The sequence below is a fragment of the Pantoea sp. B623 genome (assembly GCF_024814475.1).
GTDB classification, from domain to species: Bacteria; Pseudomonadota; Gammaproteobacteria; order Enterobacterales; family Enterobacteriaceae; genus Pantoea; species Pantoea ananatis.
In genome coordinates this window covers 2999352-3019258 of record NZ_JANUXM010000004.1, presented here as the reverse complement: position 1 = coordinate 3019258, position 19907 = coordinate 2999352, and the positions used below count along the sequence as shown (strand labels likewise).

At 55.2% G+C, this 19907-nt stretch carries 20 protein-coding genes; 15 read left to right on the top strand and 5 right to left on the bottom strand.

The window, feature by feature from the left end:
- Positions 1-82: 82 nt before the first annotated feature.
- Positions 83-2104 carry an NADPH-dependent 2,4-dienoyl-CoA reductase gene (locus NXS97_RS15875; RefSeq protein WP_116220072.1) on the top strand — a complete coding sequence of 674 codons (2022 nt, stop codon included), beginning with the start codon at positions 83-85 and terminating at the stop codon, positions 2102-2104.
- Here the strand turns inward: NXS97_RS15875 and rlmG are convergent, their stop codons facing one another.
- On the bottom strand, positions 2105-3223 hold the full coding sequence (rlmG, locus tag NXS97_RS15870) for a 23S rRNA (guanine(1835)-N(2))-methyltransferase RlmG (RefSeq protein ID WP_014594681.1): 1119 nt from the start codon (positions 3221-3223) through the stop codon (positions 2105-2107).
- 82 nt (positions 3224-3305) lie between these two features.
- Between rlmG and NXS97_RS15865 the strand changes: the two genes are divergently transcribed.
- Positions 3306-3809, top strand: a complete 504-nt coding sequence (locus NXS97_RS15865; protein ID WP_014604939.1) for a M48 family metallopeptidase — start codon at positions 3306-3308, stop codon at positions 3807-3809.
- Here NXS97_RS15865 and NXS97_RS15860 read toward each other — a convergent pair.
- Positions 3806-5494 (bottom strand): chloride channel protein, encoded by a 1689-nt coding sequence (locus tag NXS97_RS15860; protein ID WP_013027320.1) that lies wholly within the window; start codon positions 5492-5494, stop codon positions 3806-3808. The two genes, NXS97_RS15865 and NXS97_RS15860, sit on opposite strands and share 4 nt — an antisense overlap.
- Positions 5495-5629: 135 nt before the next feature.
- Between NXS97_RS15860 and NXS97_RS15855 the strand changes: the two genes are divergently transcribed.
- Both NXS97_RS15855 and NXS97_RS15850 read left to right on the top strand, forming a co-directional pair.
- Positions 5630-6610, top strand: coding sequence for a Gfo/Idh/MocA family protein (locus NXS97_RS15855; protein ID WP_015699456.1), 981 nt, complete (start codon positions 5630-5632; stop codon positions 6608-6610).
- Between the two features lie 260 nt (positions 6611-6870).
- Complete coding sequence (locus tag NXS97_RS15850; RefSeq protein WP_116220073.1) at positions 6871-7842, top strand: TerC family protein; 972 nt, start codon at positions 6871-6873, stop codon at positions 7840-7842.
- A 54-nt stretch (positions 7843-7896) separates the two neighbouring features.
- Here the strand turns inward: NXS97_RS15850 and NXS97_RS15845 are convergent, their stop codons facing one another.
- Genes NXS97_RS15845 through uxaC form a run of 3 tightly spaced genes read right to left on the bottom strand, consistent with a single transcriptional unit; the run spans position 7897 to position 12256 of the window.
- Positions 7897-9387 carry a UxaA family hydrolase gene (locus tag NXS97_RS15845; protein WP_116220074.1) on the bottom strand — a complete coding sequence of 497 codons (1491 nt, stop codon included), beginning with the start codon at positions 9385-9387 and terminating at the stop codon, positions 7897-7899.
- A gap of 2 nt (positions 9388-9389) precedes the next feature.
- Positions 9390-10838, bottom strand: a complete 1449-nt coding sequence (locus tag NXS97_RS15840) for a tagaturonate reductase (RefSeq protein ID WP_116220075.1) — start codon at positions 10836-10838, stop codon at positions 9390-9392.
- 2 nt (positions 10839-10840) lie between these two features.
- Positions 10841-12256 (bottom strand): glucuronate isomerase, encoded by a 1416-nt coding sequence (gene uxaC / locus NXS97_RS15835; protein WP_022622429.1) that lies wholly within the window; start codon positions 12254-12256, stop codon positions 10841-10843.
- 399 nt (positions 12257-12655) lie between these two features.
- Between uxaC and NXS97_RS15830 the strand changes: the two genes are divergently transcribed.
- The 11 genes from NXS97_RS15830 (at position 12656) to NXS97_RS15780 (ending at position 19877) form a co-directional block, all read left to right on the top strand.
- Positions 12656-13960 (top strand): MFS transporter, encoded by a 1305-nt coding sequence (locus tag NXS97_RS15830; protein WP_013027326.1) that lies wholly within the window; start codon positions 12656-12658, stop codon positions 13958-13960.
- An 87-nt stretch (positions 13961-14047) separates the two neighbouring features.
- A complete protein-coding gene (gene exuR, locus NXS97_RS15825) occupies positions 14048-14824 on the top strand; it encodes a transcriptional regulator ExuR (RefSeq protein WP_014594687.1) in 777 nt (258 codons plus the stop codon).
- Positions 14825-15136: 312 nt separating this feature from the next.
- The gene (locus NXS97_RS15820; RefSeq protein WP_014594688.1) at positions 15137-15811 is read left to right on the top strand and encodes a DedA family protein; all 675 of its coding nucleotides are present in this window, start codon (positions 15137-15139) and stop codon (positions 15809-15811) included.
- A complete protein-coding gene (gene mzrA, locus NXS97_RS15815; protein WP_013027329.1) occupies positions 15808-16155 on the top strand; it encodes an EnvZ/OmpR regulon moderator MzrA in 348 nt (115 codons plus the stop codon). Before NXS97_RS15820 ends, mzrA begins: the two co-directional genes overlap by 4 nt.
- A gap of 187 nt (positions 16156-16342) precedes the next feature.
- Complete coding sequence (locus NXS97_RS15810; protein WP_013027330.1) at positions 16343-16717, top strand: DUF1090 domain-containing protein; 375 nt, start codon at positions 16343-16345, stop codon at positions 16715-16717.
- Between the two features lie 35 nt (positions 16718-16752).
- Positions 16753-17058, top strand: a complete 306-nt coding sequence (locus NXS97_RS15805) for a YqjD family protein (protein WP_014604934.1) — start codon at positions 16753-16755, stop codon at positions 17056-17058.
- Between the two features lie 2 nt (positions 17059-17060).
- On the top strand, positions 17061-17456 hold the full coding sequence (locus NXS97_RS15800; RefSeq protein ID WP_013027332.1) for a phage holin family protein: 396 nt from the start codon (positions 17061-17063) through the stop codon (positions 17454-17456).
- Positions 17456-17740, top strand: coding sequence for a YqjK-like family protein (locus NXS97_RS15795; protein WP_013027333.1), 285 nt, complete (start codon positions 17456-17458; stop codon positions 17738-17740). Before NXS97_RS15800 ends, NXS97_RS15795 begins: the two co-directional genes overlap by 1 nt.
- Before the next feature lie 202 nt (positions 17741-17942).
- The gene (locus NXS97_RS15790; protein WP_024471122.1) at positions 17943-18353 is read left to right on the top strand and encodes a DoxX family protein; all 411 of its coding nucleotides are present in this window, start codon (positions 17943-17945) and stop codon (positions 18351-18353) included.
- Positions 18354-18558: 205 nt separating this feature from the next.
- A complete protein-coding gene (locus tag NXS97_RS15785; protein ID WP_072137233.1) occupies positions 18559-19119 on the top strand; it encodes a cytochrome b/b6 domain-containing protein in 561 nt (186 codons plus the stop codon).
- Positions 19120-19184: 65 nt separating this feature from the next.
- Entirely contained in the window at positions 19185-19877 is a 693-nt protein-coding gene (locus NXS97_RS15780; protein WP_013027336.1) for a VIT family protein, read from the top strand.
- Positions 19878-19907 lie beyond the last annotated feature (30 nt).

The following is a 19907-nucleotide window of genomic DNA, read 5'->3' as shown; positions in this document are numbered from 1 at the left end:
CACACCCTGATGCCATTTCACTTTTTTTTAACATAGAAATGGTTGAAGCTAACTCATCCGACCACTTTATCTGTGAGTGATTATGACAGCGCTGCCCTCCCACTATCCTGCTTTATTCACCCCGCTCGATCTGGGCTTTACTCAGCTCAGAAACCGTTTTCTGATGGGGTCAATGCATACGGGCCTTGAAGAGCGTGAAGATGGCGCGGCCAGGCTGGCGGCATTCTACGGCGAGCGGGCACGGGAAGGCGTGGCGCTGATCGTCACAGGCGGCGTGTCACCGAATCCCCAAGGCGTGACCGCCGAACACGGTGCCGTACTGAATGACGACGCACAGTGTGACTGGCACCGACAGATTACCGCCGCGGTGCATCAGCATGAGGGGAAAATCGCCCTGCAGATATTGCATACGGGCCGCTACAGCTTTCAGCGCGGTCTGGTTGCCCCCTCTGCGATACAGGCCCCCATCAATCGCTTTACTCCGCGTGAACTGAGCGATGCCGAGGTTGAACAGACCATTGCCGATTTCGCCCACTGTGCCCGGCTCGCCCAGAAGGCGGGCTACGATGGTGTGGAAATCATGGGTTCCGAAGGTTATCTGATTAACCAGTTTCTGGTGCAGCACACCAACCAGCGCCAGGATCGTTGGGGCGGTGATTTTACCGGGCGCATGCAATTTGCCCTGGCGATTACCCGCGCGGTGCGTCAGGTCACTGGCGAGCGCTTTATTATTATCTTCCGGCTGTCGATGCTGGATTTAATTCACCACGGCAGCACGTTAGAAGAGACGCTGCAGCTGGCCAGCGAGCTGGAACGCTGCGGTGTGACGCTGTTTAATACCGGCATTGGCTGGCATGAGGCGCGAATTCCAACCATTGCCACCTGCGTACCCCGCGCCGCCTTTGCCTGGGTCACGCGCCGTTTGCGTCAGCACGTCGCGGTGCCGGTGGTAGCGACTAACCGAATCAACCACCCACAGGTGGCCGAACAGCTATTACAGGATGGCTGTGCAGACATGGTGTCGATGGCGCGACCTTTTCTGGCCGATGCTGCCTTTGTCAGCAAGGCGCAGCGGGGGGATGACAACAGCATCAACACCTGTATCGCCTGTAATCAGGCCTGTCTGGACCAGATTTTTGCCGGTCATGTGACCTCCTGCCTGGTTAACCCCCGCGCCTGCCATGAATCCCTGATGCCCGTTACGCCGACGCGCGCAGCTAAACGGCTGGCCGTGGTCGGCGCCGGACCGGCGGGCATGGCGTTTGCGTTGCAGGCGGCAGAACGGGGGCATCAGGTAACACTTTATGATGCCGCGCCAGACATCGGCGGGCAGTTTAATATCGCCCGTCAGATCCCTGGCAAAGAAGAGTTCAGCGAAACCCTGCGCTATTTTCGTCATCGTTTACCTGCGGCAGGCGTGGTCATTAAAACAGGTTGCCGGGTCAGCGCCGCTATGCTGGCTGACGTCGATGAGGTTATCCTGGCAACCGGCATTAAACCCCGCACGCCAGAGATTCCCGGTATCGATCATCCCAGCGTGCTGAGCTATCTGGATGTGCTGGCGGATAAACGTCCGGTTGGGCCGCGCGTGGCGATCATTGGCGCAGGCGGGATCGGGTTTGATACGGCAGAATACCTTTCTCAACCGCATCAGACCGAAACGGTGGACGACTTTTATCGTGAATGGGGCATCGATCACAGCCTGACGCAGCGCGGAGGTCTGATCGCCCCCGCGCCGCTGCGATCCCCTCGCCAAATCTGGCTGCTTCAGCGTAAGGCGGGCAAGCCCGGCGCAACGCTGGCGAAAACCACCGGCTGGATCCACCGCAGCAGCCTGCAGTCACGCGGCGTTGAAATGTGGGGCGGGATTACGTATCTGGCGATTGATGATGAAGGACTACATATCAAACGCGACGGCGAACCGCTTGTCCTGCCGGTTGATAATGTGATTATCTGCGCCGGTCAGGAGCCGCAACGCGAACTGGAAGCGGCATTGCGGGCAAACGGCAAACCGGTGCAGGTAATTGGCGGGGCCGATGTGGCGCAAGAGCTGGATGCCCGTCGGGCAATCGCCCAGGCCACCGCACTGGCGTTAACGCTTTAGTTAACGCATTTTTACGGCGCGCAGCACCACAAATTTTTTGTTGGAGGCCACCAGCGTACAGTTACCGAACAGCTTTTTCAGCTTGTGGTGATAATCAAGGTGGCGGTTGCCAACGATGCGCAGTTCTCCACCATATTGCAGGCAGCGTTTCGCATCGCGGAACATCTGCCAGGCCAGGTGGTCGGTGACCGCGTGCTGCTGGTGGAAGGGTGGATTACAGAGCACGGCATGCAAGGTATCGGATGGATAGCCACTAAGCACGTTGTTGACCCGGAACTGGCAGCGCGACAGATCGTCTGGGCGGTTGACCTCAACGTTTAACCGGCTGGAGGCCACTGCCATATAAGACTCATCAAGGAAATGCACCTCTGCCTCAGGATTCTGCGCCAGCGCCATCAGCCCGATAACGCCATTGCCACAGCCCAGATCGACGATTTCGCCCTCAATATTTTCCGGCAGATGCTGCATGAACAAGCGCGCACCGATATCCAGAGAAGATCGGGAAAACACGTTGGCATGGTTGTGAATCTGGTAAGGCGTTCCGTCCAGCGGCCAGACCTGCGTTGGCGCTTTTTCACGCAGCGCGGGTTGGGTGAACTGACTGTATATCACCCGCGCTTTTTTTACGGCCAGCGAGGTTTTGGTTTCACCAATGATCTGTTCAAACAGTTGCAGCGTGGAGGTATGAATCTCTTTCGCACGCCCCGCCGCCAGCACTACGGTTTCCGGGGTAATCACCTGACGCACCGCACGCAGTTGCTGCTCCAGCAGGGCCAGCGTTTTAGGAACTTTAATCAACACCAGTGCGGGCGCCGCCGGTAAGTCAGAGAGGCTGTCGAGGAAATGGACGTCGCTGTCATCCAGCGCATTCAGGCGCAGGTTCTGGCGCGTTGCCTGCTGGCTCAGCCAGGAATCACTAATATGCCACACCGGACGCGAATGCAGCGCGCAGGTTAACGCCCCGAAACTGTCGTTAAAAATCAACGCCGGACCCGATGGCAGGCTTTGCTGCAACAGATATTCATCAGCGGCATCCCAGGCTTGTAACGGACTCTCGTCACGCATCTGCGGGAAACGATGCAGGGTTAGTGCGCGATCGTTCAGTTCAAGTTGGCTCATGAATTCTCCGGCGTGGTACACTTTGGTTGATTTTCGCCCCAAAAAGGGGGCGCAGTATACTGTCTTTCGCCGGGAATCTCTAATGTCCTCACTTATCTATCTTCAGGGTTATCCTGAGTCCATCCTTGAGCAGGTGCAGACCCTTATCGATCGCCAGCGTTTAGGCCCGGTGCTGCAACAGCGCTATCCTGATATGCATGACAGAGTGAGTGATAAGGCGCTGTACGACTTCACACTGGCGCTGAAAAACCGCTACATGCGAAATGCTCCGCCGATCAATAAGGTGGTATGGGACAACAAGATTAAGGTGATGAAGCATGCGCTGGGTTTGCACACCGCCATCTCCCGCGTGCAGGGCGGCAACCTGAAGGCCAAAGCCGAGATCCGTATTTCGACGTTTTTCCGCCAGGCGCCCGAACCCTTTTTACGCATGATCGTGGTGCATGAGCTGGCACACCTGAAAGAGAAAAACCACGACAAGGCGTTCTATCAGCTGTGCTGCCATATGGAGCCGGACTACCACCAGCTCGAATTCGATGCGCGCCTGTGGATGACGGAACAGGCGATGCGGGGCAACGCAGCTTAGAGAAACTGCTGCGCTTGCTGAATCAGGCTGGTTTTGGTGAGCGCCCCCAGGAAACGCCGCTCCTGCGGGTTATTCAGCACCGGCAGGCGCTCCAGCGTCACGGCCGCAAAGGCTTCCCACCCTTCCCGTAGGCTTTGATTCTGATAGGCGACCGGGAAATCCTGATCCATCACGCACTGCACCGGCGAGTCCAGATTAATCTCCTGTGCCAGCACCCTGCGTGATATCTCATGAATCGAGACCACGCCCAGGAATGCACCTTCCGCGTTGATCACGTAAACATAGCGTTCGCGCTTAAGCGAACTCACCGCCAGCGCTTCGCCCACCGACGCTTCAGGCTGGAGCGCCGCGCCCGGAATAATCAGCTCGCTGATGCGCATATTATCGAAGTCATATTTGGCTTCAGAGCGGTTGAAGTGGTGAGTCACGACCGGATAGGTACTTGCCATTTGCAGGCGATAAACCACCATTGTCGCCAGCACGGAAGCGATCATGACCGGGAACAGCAAGCTACTGTTGAGCGTCATTTCCAGCACCATCAGCATCGCCATCAGGGGAGCCTGACTCACGGCAGCCAGCACCGCCGCCATGCCTACGGCGGCGAACAGCAAAACGTTATCTAGCGGAAGATGCAGCGCCACGCCGCCGAGTGCAATGACCATGCCCAGCAGCGCGCCAATGAGCAGGGACGGCGTAAACAGCCCGCCCACCGCATTGGATCCCACGGAAAGAGTAGTCGCCAGGGTTTTTAACACCAGTAGCAGCAGTAACCCGGACAGCAGATAATGACCCGCCATCACCTTCACAATCACCTCGTAGCCATTCCCGAGGATATCGGTTGAGATGAGCGCAAGCAGGCCCACGGCAAATCCCCCTGCCCCAAGGCGCAACGGCAAGGACTTGACCCGACTGAACAGCGTTTTAGCGCGCGCAATCAGCCGAATAAGGAGTAAGCCGGCCAGACCAGACAGTAAACCGATCAGGATGGTAATCAGCAGGCTGTAACTATCCATCGTGAAGCTGACATCGGCCAGCGGATACAGCGCATTACGAAAGCCTAACGTCCACATGGTCATAACCGCCACAGCGGACGACACCACCAGCGGAATCAGCCGTTGTAAAGCCGACATGCCAAAAGCAATTTCCGCCACGAAGATAGCCGACGCCAGCGGCGCATGATAAACCGACGAAAGACCGGCGGCGGCGGCCATGGCGACGACGTCACTGTTTTTTAACTGCAACGCGCCGGGCAACACGCGCCCAATGATGCTGCCGCACAGGGCGGCAAGCTGAACCATTGGGCCTTCTTTACCGATTGACGCGCCGCTGCCAATACTGGCTATCGACGACAGTGCCCGGAAGAGCGAGGTTTTGGTGGGCACGACATCAAGGCGCGCGTTGATGACTTCCAGATAATCTGTTTTTACGGTTTGCTGCTGCTCGATTGCCACCGCATAGCGCAGGAAGAATCCCGCCAGCAGTCCGCCGACACCGACCAGAACCGGCCAGAATATCCAGGGCCAGAGATGCAGAGATTCGGTAATGTCGTTGCTGCGGCCAAACAGCAACTGATTGATAAACTCGATCGTTTCACGAAATAACAAGGTAACTAACGACGCCGCACAGCCAACCGGGATGGCGATAAGCAATGTGGTCCAGTTTAGTGCATGTTTACTTCCTTTCACCTGCGCTCCCCGTCTTGTGCTTAACGTGCGTTATCGAGACATATTATTGGAATGGAGATCTCAGGATCAACGTCTGGCGTTGCCTGCCCGGTTTCAGATGCTACTCTGCGTTTTTATCTGTGCAGGAGGCTAACTGTGATTCGCTTTGCCATTGTGGGAACCAACTGGATTACGCGTCAGTTTATTGAAGCGGCACATGAAACCGGCAAGATGACGCTCTGTGCCGTCTATTCGCGCACTCTGCAGCAGGCAGAGGCATTCCGTCATGATTATCCCTGCGACCAGCTTTTTACGTCGCTGGAGGCCATGGCCGCCCATCCTGAAATCGATGCCGTGTATATCGCCAGCCCCAACGCCCTGCACTGTCAGCAGGCCATGCTGTTTATGTCGCAGGGTAAACACGTGATTTGCGAAAAGCCGCTGGCCTCGAATCTGCAGGAAGCTGAGGCGATGATCGCCTGCGCCTTCCGGCATCAGGTCGTGCTGTTTGAAGCCTTTAAAACCGCCAGCTTACCGAACTTTATTCAACTGCAACAGGGGCTGGCAAAGACTGGCACACTGCGCAAGGCGCTGCTGAACTATTGCCAGTATTCCTCTCGTTATCCGCGTTACCTGAATGGCGAGCGGCCTAATACTTTCGATCCCCGCTGGTCCAACGGCTCCATCATGGATATCGGTTACTATTGCCTGGCGCTGGCCGTCACGCTATGGGGCGAGCCGCAGCAGGTTAACGCCTCCGCCACCCTGCTGGAAAGCGGCGTCGATGCGCACGGCACGGTGATCCTCAATTATGGTGAGTTTGATGTCACGATTGTGCACTCCAAGGTCAGTGACTCCGTGCTGGCCAGTGAAATTCAGGGTGAGGCGGGATCGCTGGTGATAAACCGCATCGCTGAGTGCCAGTCAGTGACCTTTATCCCGCGTGAAGGGGATAAACAGGCGTTAACCCAGCCGCAGCATATCAACAGCATGTTGTATGAAGCAGAGACCTTTGTGCGGCTGGTTGAACAGCGCCATGTCAGCCATCCGGCGCTGGCGGTTTCTCGTTGCGTGGCCGGATTACTCACCGAGATCCGACGTCAGACGGGCGTCGTTTTTCCGGCCGATGCATCCTGAATGTAAATATTTCAAAATATGACTGGCAATGATTGATTCCTGAGCGCCAGCCACGTAACTTACCCGCTTGCAAAGGGGAGTAACTTGTAAGCTGATTGATCGTCACTACGTTGCGCACGCATCCGGTCATCAGGCAACCCAGAATCAATTCCTGAGTTGTAAGTGAGACCTTGCCGGAAGGCGAGGTTTGCTTACACTGAATAAGCGGCTGACGTCTTCTGACTTCAGCCGTTTTTTTATTTTTCAGACAGGATACGATTATGCAAACTGTAGGTACGCCACTCCTCTGGGGCAGTTTTGCGGTTGTAGTAGTTATCATGCTGGCGATTGACCTGTTCTTACAGGGTCGTCGCGGTTCGCAAACCATGTCCTTTAAACAGGCTGCGGTCTGGTCGCTGATTTGGGTTTCCGTCTCGCTCCTGTTCAGTGCTGCATTTTGGTGGTATCTGGACGGCACCGCCGGACGCGAAGTCGCCACCAGTCAGACGCTGGCTTTCCTGACCGGCTACGTGCTGGAAAAATCCCTCGCGGTCGATAACGTTTTCGTCTGGATGATGCTGTTCAGCTACTTCTCTGTTCCTGCCAACCTGCAACGTCGTGTGCTGATCTACGGTGTACTGGGCGCTATCGTGCTGCGTACCATCATGATCTTCGCGGGTAGCTGGCTGGTCACGCAGTTTAGCTGGATCCTGTATATCTTCGGTGCCTTCCTGCTGTTTACCGGTATCAAAATGGCGATGGCGAAAGAGGATGATGCGGCGGTGGGCGACAAACCGGTGGTGCGCTGGTTGCGTAAACACCTGCGCATGACCGACACGCTGGAAGGGGAGAAATTCTTTACCCGCAAGAACGGCGTACTGTTTGCGACACCGCTGCTGCTGGTACTGATCATGGTCGAATTAAGTGATGTGATCTTTGCCGTCGACAGTATCCCGGCCATCTTTGCCGTCACCACCGATCCCTTTATCGTTCTGACCTCAAACCTGTTTGCGATTCTGGGCCTGCGCGCCATGTACTTCCTGCTGTCTAACGTCGCGGAACGCTTCTCAATGCTGAAATACGGCCTGGCTGTCGTGTTGGTGTTTATCGGTATCAAGATGCTGATTGTCGATATTTACCATATCCCGGTGGCGATATCGCTGGGCGTCGTGGGCGCGATTCTTGCCTCAACCCTGATGATCAACGCCTGGGTGAATCACAAGAACGACAAGAAGAAGCTGACTAAGCCTTAACGGCAGGGTAAGGAAACACAGTGAAAAAGGGCAGCAGACATGCCGCCCTTGCGTTTACAGCGTCACGCCGCTTTTAAAAATAGCCAGCTCACGGAAATCATTCTTTTCATTGTTGGTTAATTGCCCGTTGGCAATCGCCACGATGGTGTCAACAAAGTCGGCTAACAGCGCGTCCATGCTCATGCCTTCGACCAGCCTTCCGGCGTTGAAATCAATCCAGTGCGGTTTCTTTTCGGCCAGCGGCGTGTTGGTGGCCAGCTTGACCGTAGGGACAAATCCGCCGTACGGCGTGCCGCGCCCGGTGCTGAACAGCACCATATGGCAGCCCGCACCGGCCAGCGCACTGGTCGCCACCGCATCGTTCCCCGGCGCACTGAGCAAGTTAAGGCCCGGCGTTGTCAGACGTTCACCATACTTGAGCACGTCCACCACCTGACTTTGCCCCGCCTTTTGTGTGCAGCCGAGTGACTTCTCTTCCAGCGTGGTAATACCGCCTGCTTTATTACCCGGTGACGGGTTTTCATAGATGGGCTGATGATGATCGATAAAGTACTGTTTGAAGTCGTTAATCATCGACACGGTTTTGTCGAAGGTAGCCCGATCCCGGCAACGGCCCATCAGAATCCGTTCGGCCCCAAACATCTCCGGCACTTCCGTCAGTACCGTGGTACCGCCGTTGGCGATCATCTGATCGGAGAAGCGCCCCAGCAGCGGATTCGCCGTAATGCCCGAGAAGCCATCGGACCCGCCACATTCCAGGCCGAACTTGAGCTCGCTGAGTTTGCCGGGCGAGCGGCGATCGTGACGCATTTTTTCATAGAGTGCGTGCAGCCGTTCCAGTCCGGCTTCCACTTCATCGTCGTGCTGCTGGCACACCATAAACTCAACGCGATCGCTTTCAAACGCGCCCAGAGTTTCACGAAACACATCCACCTGGTTGTTCTCACAGCCCAGGCCTATCACTAATACCGCGCCGGCATTGGGATGGCGCACCATGTTTTGTAGCATGGTGCGGGTGTTGTCATGATCCTGGCCTAGCTGTGAACAGCCAAAGGTGTGACTAAACAGAAAAGCGCCGTCTGTACCGGCGGCATCCTGCGTCTCCTTCAGAAAGCGCTGTAAAATCTGTCGCGCAATGCCATTCACGCAGCCGACGGTGGGTAAGATCCACAGCTCGTTGCGAATGCCGACCTCACCATTGGCACGACGGTAAAGTTGTACCTCACGGTCGCCCGGCTGGGTGGCTGACGCAATCTGGTCGGGCTGATATTCATAGTGATCCAGGTCGCTAAGATTGGTGCGGGCATTGTGGGAATGAATCAGCTCTCCTGCGCCAACGACCTGAGTCGCATGCGCAATCGGCAACCCATATTTTATGATCAACTCGTCCTTGCCGATGGCGCGCAAGGCAAACTTGTGCCCCCGTCCCACGTCCTGAATCAGCGTGACGGGCTGGGCGGCGAGTTCAATCGTGGTGTTGGCTTCCATATCATGCAACGCCACGGCAACATTGTCCTGCGGATGAATTTTTATGGCGTCTTGCATGGTTATCTCCGTTGGCTCAGCGCGTCACGCATACCGTGCGCGAGGATGCGTTGCAGGTGCTGGCTGACCGTTTCGGCCAGGCCGGGTTGCTGTGTTAAATCTTGTCCCCAGTGCTCGGCATCACTTAATACGCGACTGACCAACGCTAAAGGAGAGATCTGCTCTGCTGCCACGGCGGCCCAGCCCTCTGAGTAGCGTTCCAGCCAGTGCGGCTCATCCTGCAGAGGCCAGCTTTTATCCGCCGATTCTCCGCGATAAAACGCAATCAGGGCTGCCAGCGCAAACGTCAGGTGCTGTGGCCACTGCCCTGTTTTCGCATGCGACATCAGCAAAGGTTGTAGCAAGCGCGTACGGAACTTGGTCATGCCGTTCAGGGCGATGGAAAGCAGTGCATGGCGAATAAACGGATTGCGGAAGCGACGCAGTACCGCATCGGCAAAAGCATTAAGCTCATCAGCGGGCAAATCCAGCGTGGGAATAATCTCTTTGCGCAGCAGCGCATCCACGTACGCCGAGATTTGCTCATCGTCCATCGCCTCTCCTACGCTCTCCAGCCCCGCCAGATACGCAACCGGCACCATGGCCGTGTGAGCGCCGTTCAGAATCGCGACTTTTTGCGCTTTGTACGGGGCGATATCGTCAACGTGACGGACATGCGGCGCCAGTGCGGCAAGCTTCAGTTCGTCAAACAGCGCAGCTGGCCCCTGAAGAACAAATTGATAATAAACTTCACCGGCCACCAGAAAACGGTCCTGATAGCCCAGTTGGGTTTCAAGCGTGGCGCTCTCGGACGGGAAGCCGGTTACAATGCGATCCACCAGCGTGTTATAGAATGCGCAGCGCGTATCAACCCAGCGTTGAAATTCCCTGGGCAGTTGCCAGAGATCGGCATAGCGCAGCACATGTTCACGCAGCATATCGCCATTGTGATCGACCAGCTCACAGGGCACGATGAGCCAGCCTTTCTCTTTATCACCGTCGAAATGCTGGTAACGCGCCCACAGCAGTTGCGTCAGCTTGCCCGGAAAGCTGGATGCAGGCCGATCGTCCAAGCGATCCGTTTCGGTAAACGCGATGCCGGCTTCGGTGGTATTGGAGAAAACGAACCGCATAGCAGGCTGACGTGCCAGCGCCATAAAATCGTCAAACTGCTGGTAAGGCTGAATCTCACGGTTAAGGCTGCGGATCAGGCGGCTTTCGCTCACCTGTTCGCCTTGCGCGTTCAGCCCGCGGATCAGCGTGGTATACAGACCGTCCTGCTGATTCAGATTGTCGCTGACGTCGCGATTACGCGGCCTGACCACCACCACACCGGCGTCTGTGCCCTGATCTTCATTGAGCCAGTCAAGCTGCCAGTCGATAAAGGCACGCAGAAAGTTACCTTCACCGAACTGAATCACGCGATCGTGGTAGACCGCGCCGGGAAAGTCGTGGCGGTTTAGCCGCTTCATGGTCAGGCTCCCAGCTCAATGCCAAAATAGTCACGGGCATTGTTGAAGCAAATGTTTTGTACCATCTGGCCCAACAGCGCTTCGTCTGCGGGTGCTTCGCCCTGTTCGACCCAGCGGCCAATCATCTGGCACAGCAGCCGACGGAAATATTCATGACGGGTATAAGAAAGGAAGCTGCGGCTGTCGGTTAACATCCCGACGAAGCGGCTCAGCAGGCCAATTTGCGCCAGCTGCGTCATCTGGCGCTGCATGCCGTCCAGCTGATCGTTAAACCACCAGGCGGAACCAAACTGCATTTTCCCGGCCTGGCCTTCGCCCTGGAAATTTCCGGCCATGGTCGCCAGCACTTCATTATCCCGCGGATTCAGACAATAGAGGACGGTTTTAGGCAAGGCGTTATTGAGGTTTTGCGCACCGAGTAAGCGGGCCAGCGGCTCGGCGACGGGCTGATCGTTGATGGAGTCAAAGCCTACATCTGCGCCCAGAAGTTGGAACTGGCGTTGGTTAGTATTGCGCAGCGCGCCGATATGGTACTGCTGCACCCATCCGCGACGAGCATATTCCCCCCCGAGCCATACCAGCACTGCGGTTTTAAACTGGGCGATAGCCTGGGCATCCGGCTTTGCGCCTCCGCGACGATGCGCCAGAATGCTGTCCAGCGTGGTTTCATCGGCATCGGCATAACATACGACGTCCAGCGCATGGTCGGAAATCTTGCAGCCGTGTGCCGCAAAGTGATCCAGACGTTTGCTCAGCGCCTGACGTAAATCATCAAAGCGCTGCACGCTGATATCGGTCAGGCTTTCCAGTTTTTCAATCCACGGCAGGAAGGTGTCGGCTTCGATATTAAAGGCTTTATCCGGACGCCAGCTTGGCAACACCTTCACCTTGAAGCTGTTGTCTTCAGCCAGTACGCGGTGATGCGTCAGATCGTCCAGCGGATCGTCGGTGGTCCCGACCATCTTAACGTTCATCTGCTGCATGATGCCGCGCGCGGTGAAATCGTCCTGCGCCAGTAAATCATTGCAACGCTGCCAGATCTCATCAGCCGTTTTTTCGGACAGCAGCACGCCGGTAATGCCGAAGGGACGGCGCAGCTCCAGATGCGTCCAGTGGTAAAGCGGATTGCCAATGGTTTGCGGCACGGTGCGCGCCCAGGCATTGAATTTATCCCGATCGCTGGCGTCGCCGGTGCACAGCGCCTCTGCCACACCGTTAGCCCGCATCGCCCGCCACTTATAGTGATCGCCTTTCAGCCAGATATCGTAAAGGTTGGCAAAACGATAGTTTTCAGCAATCTGCTGCGGCGGTAAATGGCAGTGATAATCGTAGACAGGCTGGTCTTTGGCGTAGTCGTGATAGAGACGACGGGCGAACTCAGTGTCCAGCAAAAAATCCTCGGTCATGAAACGCGACATAAAAAGCTTCCTTATGGGATGACCCCTGAATGGCTCAAAGTTATCATACCAATTTTGGCTGACTGCAGGTTTTTTTACGACTCAGGTCACATTTAAGCAAGATGATCAGATCCCATATGGACCTTATTGTCGCCCGCAGCGCGCTAACTGGCTGTGTTCTCGTCTGTTTGCAGTATCCCACAAGCTATTGCGGGTTTTTGTGATGGCTTTCAACTTTTAAAGTTGTATAACAAGTTAGGCTCTCGCTTTACCGCAAGGTAACAACTTTCTTACACAAGGCAAGGCAGATAACGGTCGCTGGTGCAGGGCCGGCGGGCGTGAGCAGAGCTGTATCACGAGATGTCCCGCTCCAGATAACAACAGCGGTAAGACCGCGCAAACAACTGGAAGAGGTACAGAATGCGTAAGATCAAAGGATTACGCTGGTATATGATTGGCCTGGTTACCCTGGGTACGGTACTCGGCTATCTGACGCGTAACACGATTGCCGTGGCAGCCCCGACGCTACAAACCGAACTGCATATCACCACCCAGCAGTACTCCTATATTGTGGCGGCATACTCTGCCTGCTACACCGTCATGCAGCCTGTCGCAGGTTACGTTCTTGACTTACTGGGCACCAAAGTGGGCTACGCGGTGTTTGCTGTGCTGTGGGCGATCTTTTGCGCCGCGACGGCGCTGGCGGGAAGCTGGGGCGGTCTGGCCCTGGCGCGCGGCGCAGTGGGTGCCGCAGAAGCAGCGATGATCCCTGCCGGGCTAAAAGCCAGTAGCGAATGGTTTCCGGCGAAAGAACGCTCGGTAGCGGTGGGCTATTTCAACGTCGGCTCCTCAATCGGCGCGATGCTGGCACCTCCCCTGGTGGTCTGGGCGATTGTTGCGCACAGCTGGCAGATGGCCTTTATTATCGCGGGCGTACTGAGCATGATTTGGGCGCTATGCTGGCTGGTGTTTTATAAGCATCCCAAGCAGCAGAAAAAGCTGAGTGACGAAGAGCGCCACTACATTATTTCGGGTCAGGAGCTGCAGCATCAAACCGGCAACACCACCAAAATGTCGGCCCTGCAGATCCTGCGCAATCGCCAGTTCTGGGGCATCGCCCTGCCACGCTTTCTGGCTGAACCGGCATGGGGAACGTTCAACGCCTGGATTCCGCTGTTTATGTTTAAAGTTTACGGCTTTAACCTGAAAGAGATCGCGCTGTTCGCCTGGATGCCCATGCTGTTTGCCGACTTCGGTTGTATCCTGGGCGGTTACTTGCCCCCGCTGTTTCAGCGCTGGTTTGGGGTCAACCTGATTGTGTCACGTAAGATGGTGGTCACCATGGGCGCGATCTTAATGATCGGCCCGGGCACCATTGGTTTATTTACCAGCCCTTATATTGCTATTGCGCTGCTGTGCGTAGGCGGCTTTGCCCACCAGGCGCTGTCTGGTGCGTTGATTACCCTGTCTTCCGATGTGTTTGGCCGTAACGAAGTTGCCACGGCGAACGGCCTGACCGGGATGGCGGCCTGGACAGCCAGCACCCTGTTTGCGCTGGTCGTCGGTGCGCTGGCCGATACATTAGGCTTTAGCCCACTGTTTGCCGCCCTGGCCGTGTTCGACTTGCTCGGTGCCGTGGTGATCTGGACAGTGTTAAAAAATAAACCCATTTCTGAACTGCAGACCGCCCCTTCCCCTTCTCAGGCTGCGCCGATACGTAGCTAATCCTGAGGGCTGGCCCGTGCCAGCCCTTTTCTTCTCTTGCCGCAAAGTGGTATAACAACTTATCTGCTCGTTACTTTGGATTGCCTCATGGACCTCACTGAATCTCGTCGACTTTATCAACAGCTGGCCAGCGAGTTAAAACGCCGCATTGAAAACGGGGTTTACCAGGTGGGAGAGAAACTGCCCGCAGAGCGCCTGATCGCTGAAGAAATGGAAGTCAGCCGCACGGTGGTGCGCGAAGCCATCATCATGCTGGAGGTTGAAGGCTACGTTGAGGTGCGTAAAGGCTCGGGCATTCACGTGATTTCCAGCCAGCAGCAAAACCGGGTCACCGAAAGCAGCAGCCAGCTAGAGTTTGCCGCCTTTGGCCCGTTTGAACTGTTGCAGGCGCGCCAGCTTATTGAAAGTAACGTTGCCGAGTTCGCGGCAACCCAGGTGACACGCCAGGATATTGTCGATTTAATGGCGATTCAGGAGAAAGCGCGACAGGAGGACCATTTCAGGGACTCTGAATGGGATATGAGGTTTCACGTTCGTATTGCTCAGTCGACGCAAAACAGCGCCCTGGCCGCGATTGTCGAGAAGATGTGGCTGCACCGTTTACACAACCCTTACTGGCTTAAGCTGCATGAGCATATCGATCAGCGCAGTATCGTAAGCTGGTGCGACGATCACGATCAGATTCTTAAAGCATTAATCCGCAAAGATCCCGCCGCCAGTAAGCTGGCAATGTGGCAACATCTCGAAAATACTAAGCAGATGTTATTTAACGCCACCGCCGACGATTTTGAGTTCAATGTTGACCGCTACATGTTCAGTGAAAATCCAGTTGTCCTTCCGGATGCAGATACGATTCAGCGTTAATTTGACCGAAAAACAGTCAGTTAATCTGCAATAGTGTCAGGACATGTAAAACTCCTTTTTACATCGAGATACAGAGGGTAAAACTCCTGTTCGTTTAGGAGTAGTTCTGTCTCCGAAGCTTGATTTTTGTTACAGTTATCATCCTTTTCTTACCTTTTGCGATAAGGGCTTATCAAATCGCTGATTTAACAATCAGTTCTGGAAGGATCCAGAAACGCTTGCTCAGACTACGCTCTCAGAATCGATAAAAAATGTCAGTCTGCGCTGAGGTCCCTGTGGGACATGTTCAACGATGATGTTCGGGAATGATTGATGGAAATTTTGCAAGCGCTGCTGCATGCCTTGTGGCAACAGGATTATGAAACGCTTTCCGATCCAACACTGGTGTGGGCAATTTACGGCGTCTTATTCATGATCCTTTTTCTGGAAAACGGCTTATTGCCTGCCGCTTTCCTGCCGGGTGACAGCCTGCTGATTCTGGTGGGCGTGCTGATTGCCAAAGGAACCATGAGTTTTCCGCTGACCATTCTGGTCCTCACCACCGGCGCCAGCCTGGGTTGCTGGGTGAGCTATATTCAGGGCCGCTGGCTGGGGAACACGCCGACGGTGCAAAACTGGCTATCACACCTTCCTGCCCGCTATCATCAGCGTGCACATAATCTGTTTCACCGTCACGGCTTATCGGCACTGCTCATTGGCCGTTTCATTGCTTTCGTGCGTACGCTGCTGCCTACAATTGCGGGCCTTTCCGGTTTAAGCAACGCTCGTTTCCAGTTTTTTAACTGGATGAGTGGCTTTCTGTGGGTCGTCATCCTCACGGTTCTGGGCTTTGCCTTAGGCAAAACGCCGATCTTCCGCCGCTACGAAGATGAACTGATGTTTTTCCTGATGATGCTGCCGCTGGTGTTGCTGGTGATTGGGCTGGTGGGCTCGCTGATTGTGCTGTGGCGTAAACGCCGCGCGAACCAGCGTGGTGAGGGCTCATGAAACCTTTACACGCTTTTCCTAAACGCTGGCTTCCCTGGTTAATTGGCGGGGCATTTGCGCTGGTAGCGGTCAGCATGATGCCCAGCCTGATGCGCCATGAAAACGTGGTGCAGATTCGCGTTTCGCACGCGGGTGCGCCGATGCCCGATGGCTTCTATCTCTATCAGCAGCTGAGCGCCCAGGGTATTCGAATCAAAAGCATCACGCCCTCAGGGGATGCGTTGATTATTCATTTTGACAACGAAGAGCAAAGCCTCGCCGCGCAGAAAGTTCTGCGTCGATTGCTGCCGGACGGGTTTATCGTCGCGCAACACGACCAGGCGGCTCACCTTTCACTTGCTTAATTCGTCGCCCTTCTTAAACGCTTAGCGCACTTTCAGGCTGTGCTAAGCGTTTCTCTGTATATCGGTGATCTTTGGACTTTTTCCACCTGATGTCTATGCTTAAACTAAGGCGCGTTATCAGCGCACTGCGGAGGGTTCTTGCAGTGCGCTGAATTAAGTCAGGCAACAATGGAAGGTACAAAGCCGAATGAAACATACGTTACTACTGGGAATCACGCTGTTTTCTCTTTCAGGCTCCCTGATGGCGGCACAGTCGCTGTGTCAGCAAAAAGAGCAGGACATTCAGCGTGAAATCGAGATGGCTCAGAAGCACAACAATCAGCGCCGTGTGAACGGTCTGGAGCGCGCTCTTACCGAGGTGCGCGCGGGATGTACTGATAAAAAGCTTAAAGCCTCGCATCTGGAAAAAATCAACGCTCAGAAAGAGAAAGTGGCTGAGCGTGAGCGCGAACTCAAGGAAGAGCGCGACGAAGGTCATGACAAGGACAAGATTGCAAAACGCGAACGCAAGCTGGAAGAAGCACGCCAGGAGCTTAAGAAGTTACAGGCGGAGCCCTATTAATCGGATTCAATCTACTGATGTTAAAGGAGTATTTTATGTCTAAAGACACATCATCGGAATATTTGCGTGCTGAATTGAAAAACCTGGCGGATACGCTGGAAGAAGTCCTGAGCAGCGGGACTGAAAAGTCCAAAGGTGAACTGGATAAGCTCCGTCACAAAGCGCGCGTTGCGCTGGACAGCTCTCGTGAGCGTTTAGGTGAATCGGGTGAGCGCCTGGCGGCGACTACGCGCGAAGCGGCGCAGAAAGCAGATGGTTATGTGCGTGATAATCCATGGCATGGCGTGGGTATCGGTGCCGCCATCGGCGTTGCCATCGGTATGCTGATCTCGCGTCGTTAATCATGACGGATTCACAGCAGAACCACGGACCGGCCAAAGGGGTCATCAATATTGGTCAGCGTATCGTCACCACGCTGGTTGGTATGGTCGAAACACGCGTTCGTCTTGCAGTGGTAGAGCTGGAAGAAGAGAAGGCCAATATCATCCAGATGCTGTTGATGCTTGGCCTGACCATGCTCTTCACGGCTTTTGGCCTGATGAGCCTGATGGTGCTGATTATCTGGGCAGTTGATGCGCAGTACCGTTTAATGGCTATTGCCATCACCACTGGCGTGCTGTTCTTGCTGGCGTTGATCTTTGGGCTATGGACATTGCGTAAATCACGTCAGTCAACCCTGCTGCGCCACACGCGCAAGGAACTGGCGAACGATCGTGATCTGCTTGAGGATAACCGGTAATGAGCCGCCGCGAGCGTGAAGCGCGTATCGATGAACTGCTAAAACAGGTTCAGCAGCAGCGTCTGGACCTGAGTGCCGCGCGGCGTAGCTGGCTGGAGATCACCGCGCCCTACGATCGTGGCTGGTTTACGTTTTTGAGTCTGAAACGCTATCTGGCCATTGGCAGTAGTGCATTAGCTATCTATTCCATTCGCAGTCCTAATCGCCTGCTACGCTGGGCGAAACGGGGCTTTGGCCTTTGGAGTACCTGGCGCATGGTTAAATCAGCCCTTCCCCCGCGTTGAATCCCCAAAGCCAGTCCAGTGCGACTGGCTTTTTCTTTTTTCAGTTTTACTGAATAACATCGACAGTTTATATCGCTTACAACTGTCACTTCTCGCGACTATCATCTCCAGCTATCAGCCCGGCCAATTGCAACCATGCAGTTAACGGGAATATTCACCGCGGGCATCGCTGCCTTGCAAACTTTTAGCGTTGGAGTAGATGATGAAAAAATTCGAAGACAGTGGTTTGTTAGCCGCCCGTATCCTGATGACTATCCTGTTTATTACTGCAGGCTGGGGCAAAATCACCGGTTACGCTGGCACTCAGCACTATATGGAAGCCATGGGCGTGCCCGGCTTCATGCTGCCGCTGGTTATTCTGCTGGAGTTTGGCGGCGGCCTGGCCATCATGTTTGGCTTCCTGACCCGTTTTACCGCGCTGTTTACCGCTGGCTTTACGATTCTGACCGCGTTTCTGTTTCACAGTAACTTCGCCGAGGGCGTGAACCAGCTGATGTTCATGAAGAACCTGTCTATCGCTGGTGGTTTCCTGGTGTTAGGTCTGGTAGGTCCGGGTGCGTACAGTATCGATCGCCTGATCAGCAAAAAACCTCAGGGTGCTCTGGCGCGCTAACTGACGCCTGACTACACCGCTTTTCTGACGCACCGGTTGCTTTCTGCCGGTGCGTTTTGCTTTTATGAGCAAAATCCTTTGCCGGGCGGTTTGAAGCGATCATGTCCTACCATCCCGTAGAGCCCCAGGCCCACCCGGTGCTTAAGGTAAGCCTAATCTAGTCATGGAAATATAGCGTTCCGTCCCTCTTCTTTTTGGCAACGCTATGAAAGTATCTTATGGTCAGTGGCTTCCCCATCACGATGCATCCTTTTTTCGACGGCTTCATCTTTTGGTCGCCGTGCTGATCCTTTCGCAGATCATCAATTCCAATTTCACCGCACGTGAAGCGCTCGGTGAGCACAGCCTGGAGACGCTGATAACCTGGCTACATATACTCTCAGGACTGTTGCTGATCGCTGCAGGCGTTATCATGCTCATCTGGATGCTGGTTCAGCGAGGTTTTCGCTGGTACTTCGCCTGGTTCACGCTGGATTTTCGGGGTATTCGAAACGATATCGTACAGCTGACCGGCCTGAAACTCCCACAGGCACATGGCGGTGGCATAGCCGCGACGGTGCAGGGCCTGGGGGTTATCGCGTTGATCGCCGTCGCTTGTTCTGGTGGGCTATGGTTTTTATTTAACAGTACGTCGCTCGCCACGCCTGATTTGACGCGTAGGGTATTGCACTGGCATAAATTCCTGACCACCTTTGTAGAGATTTATTTTTACAGCCATGGCGCGATGGGCGTGCTTCATATCCTGCTATCCCGCTATGAAAAATAGCAAAGGGCACGCATGCAGGCTGTCGCCCTCCTGATTAAACGAATCGCTTATCACTGGAAGACCCGATGCTACATAGTGAATCGCATAAAATTGAACACGCCGGATGGCTACGGGCTGCCGTATTGGGCGCGAATGATGGCATCGTTTCGACCGCCAGCCTGCTGGCCGGCGTCGTTTCTGCCAGCAGCAGTCATCACAATGTTTTGCTCGCCGGGCTGGCAGGTATTGTTGGAGGCGCAATGTCGATGGCGACGGGAGAATACGTCTCGGTGTCCTCGCAGTCAGATACTGAAAAAGCTTCTCTGCGGCAGGAGAAAGCTGAACTCGAGGCCGATTTTGCGGCTGAAACGGTGGAGCTGTCAGCCATATACAGGGCGCGTGGCCTGTCGCCCGAGCTGGCTCGTCAGGTCGCAGAACAGTTGATGGCCCATGATGCCTTAGCCGCTCATGCCAGAGATGAGCTGGGCATCACCGATTTCAGCAGTGCCAAACCCCTTCAGGCCGCTCTGTTTTCTGCGGTCAGCTTTGCCTCAGGCAGTATTTTACCCTTCGCCGTTGCCATGCTGATCACCGGCCCCTTCGCCTTGCCCGCCATTGCGGTCTCGGCGCTCCTGGCATTGACGCTTCTGGGCGCGACGGCGGCCAAAGCCGGTGATGCGCCGGTCAGGAAAAGCGTCACGCGCATTTGCTTCTGGAGCCTGCTGGCGATGACGCTGTCTGCATCAGTCGGCTATCTTTCAGGTATGGCGCTTGGCTGACGCGCTTACTGGGTAAGGATGCATCTGCCG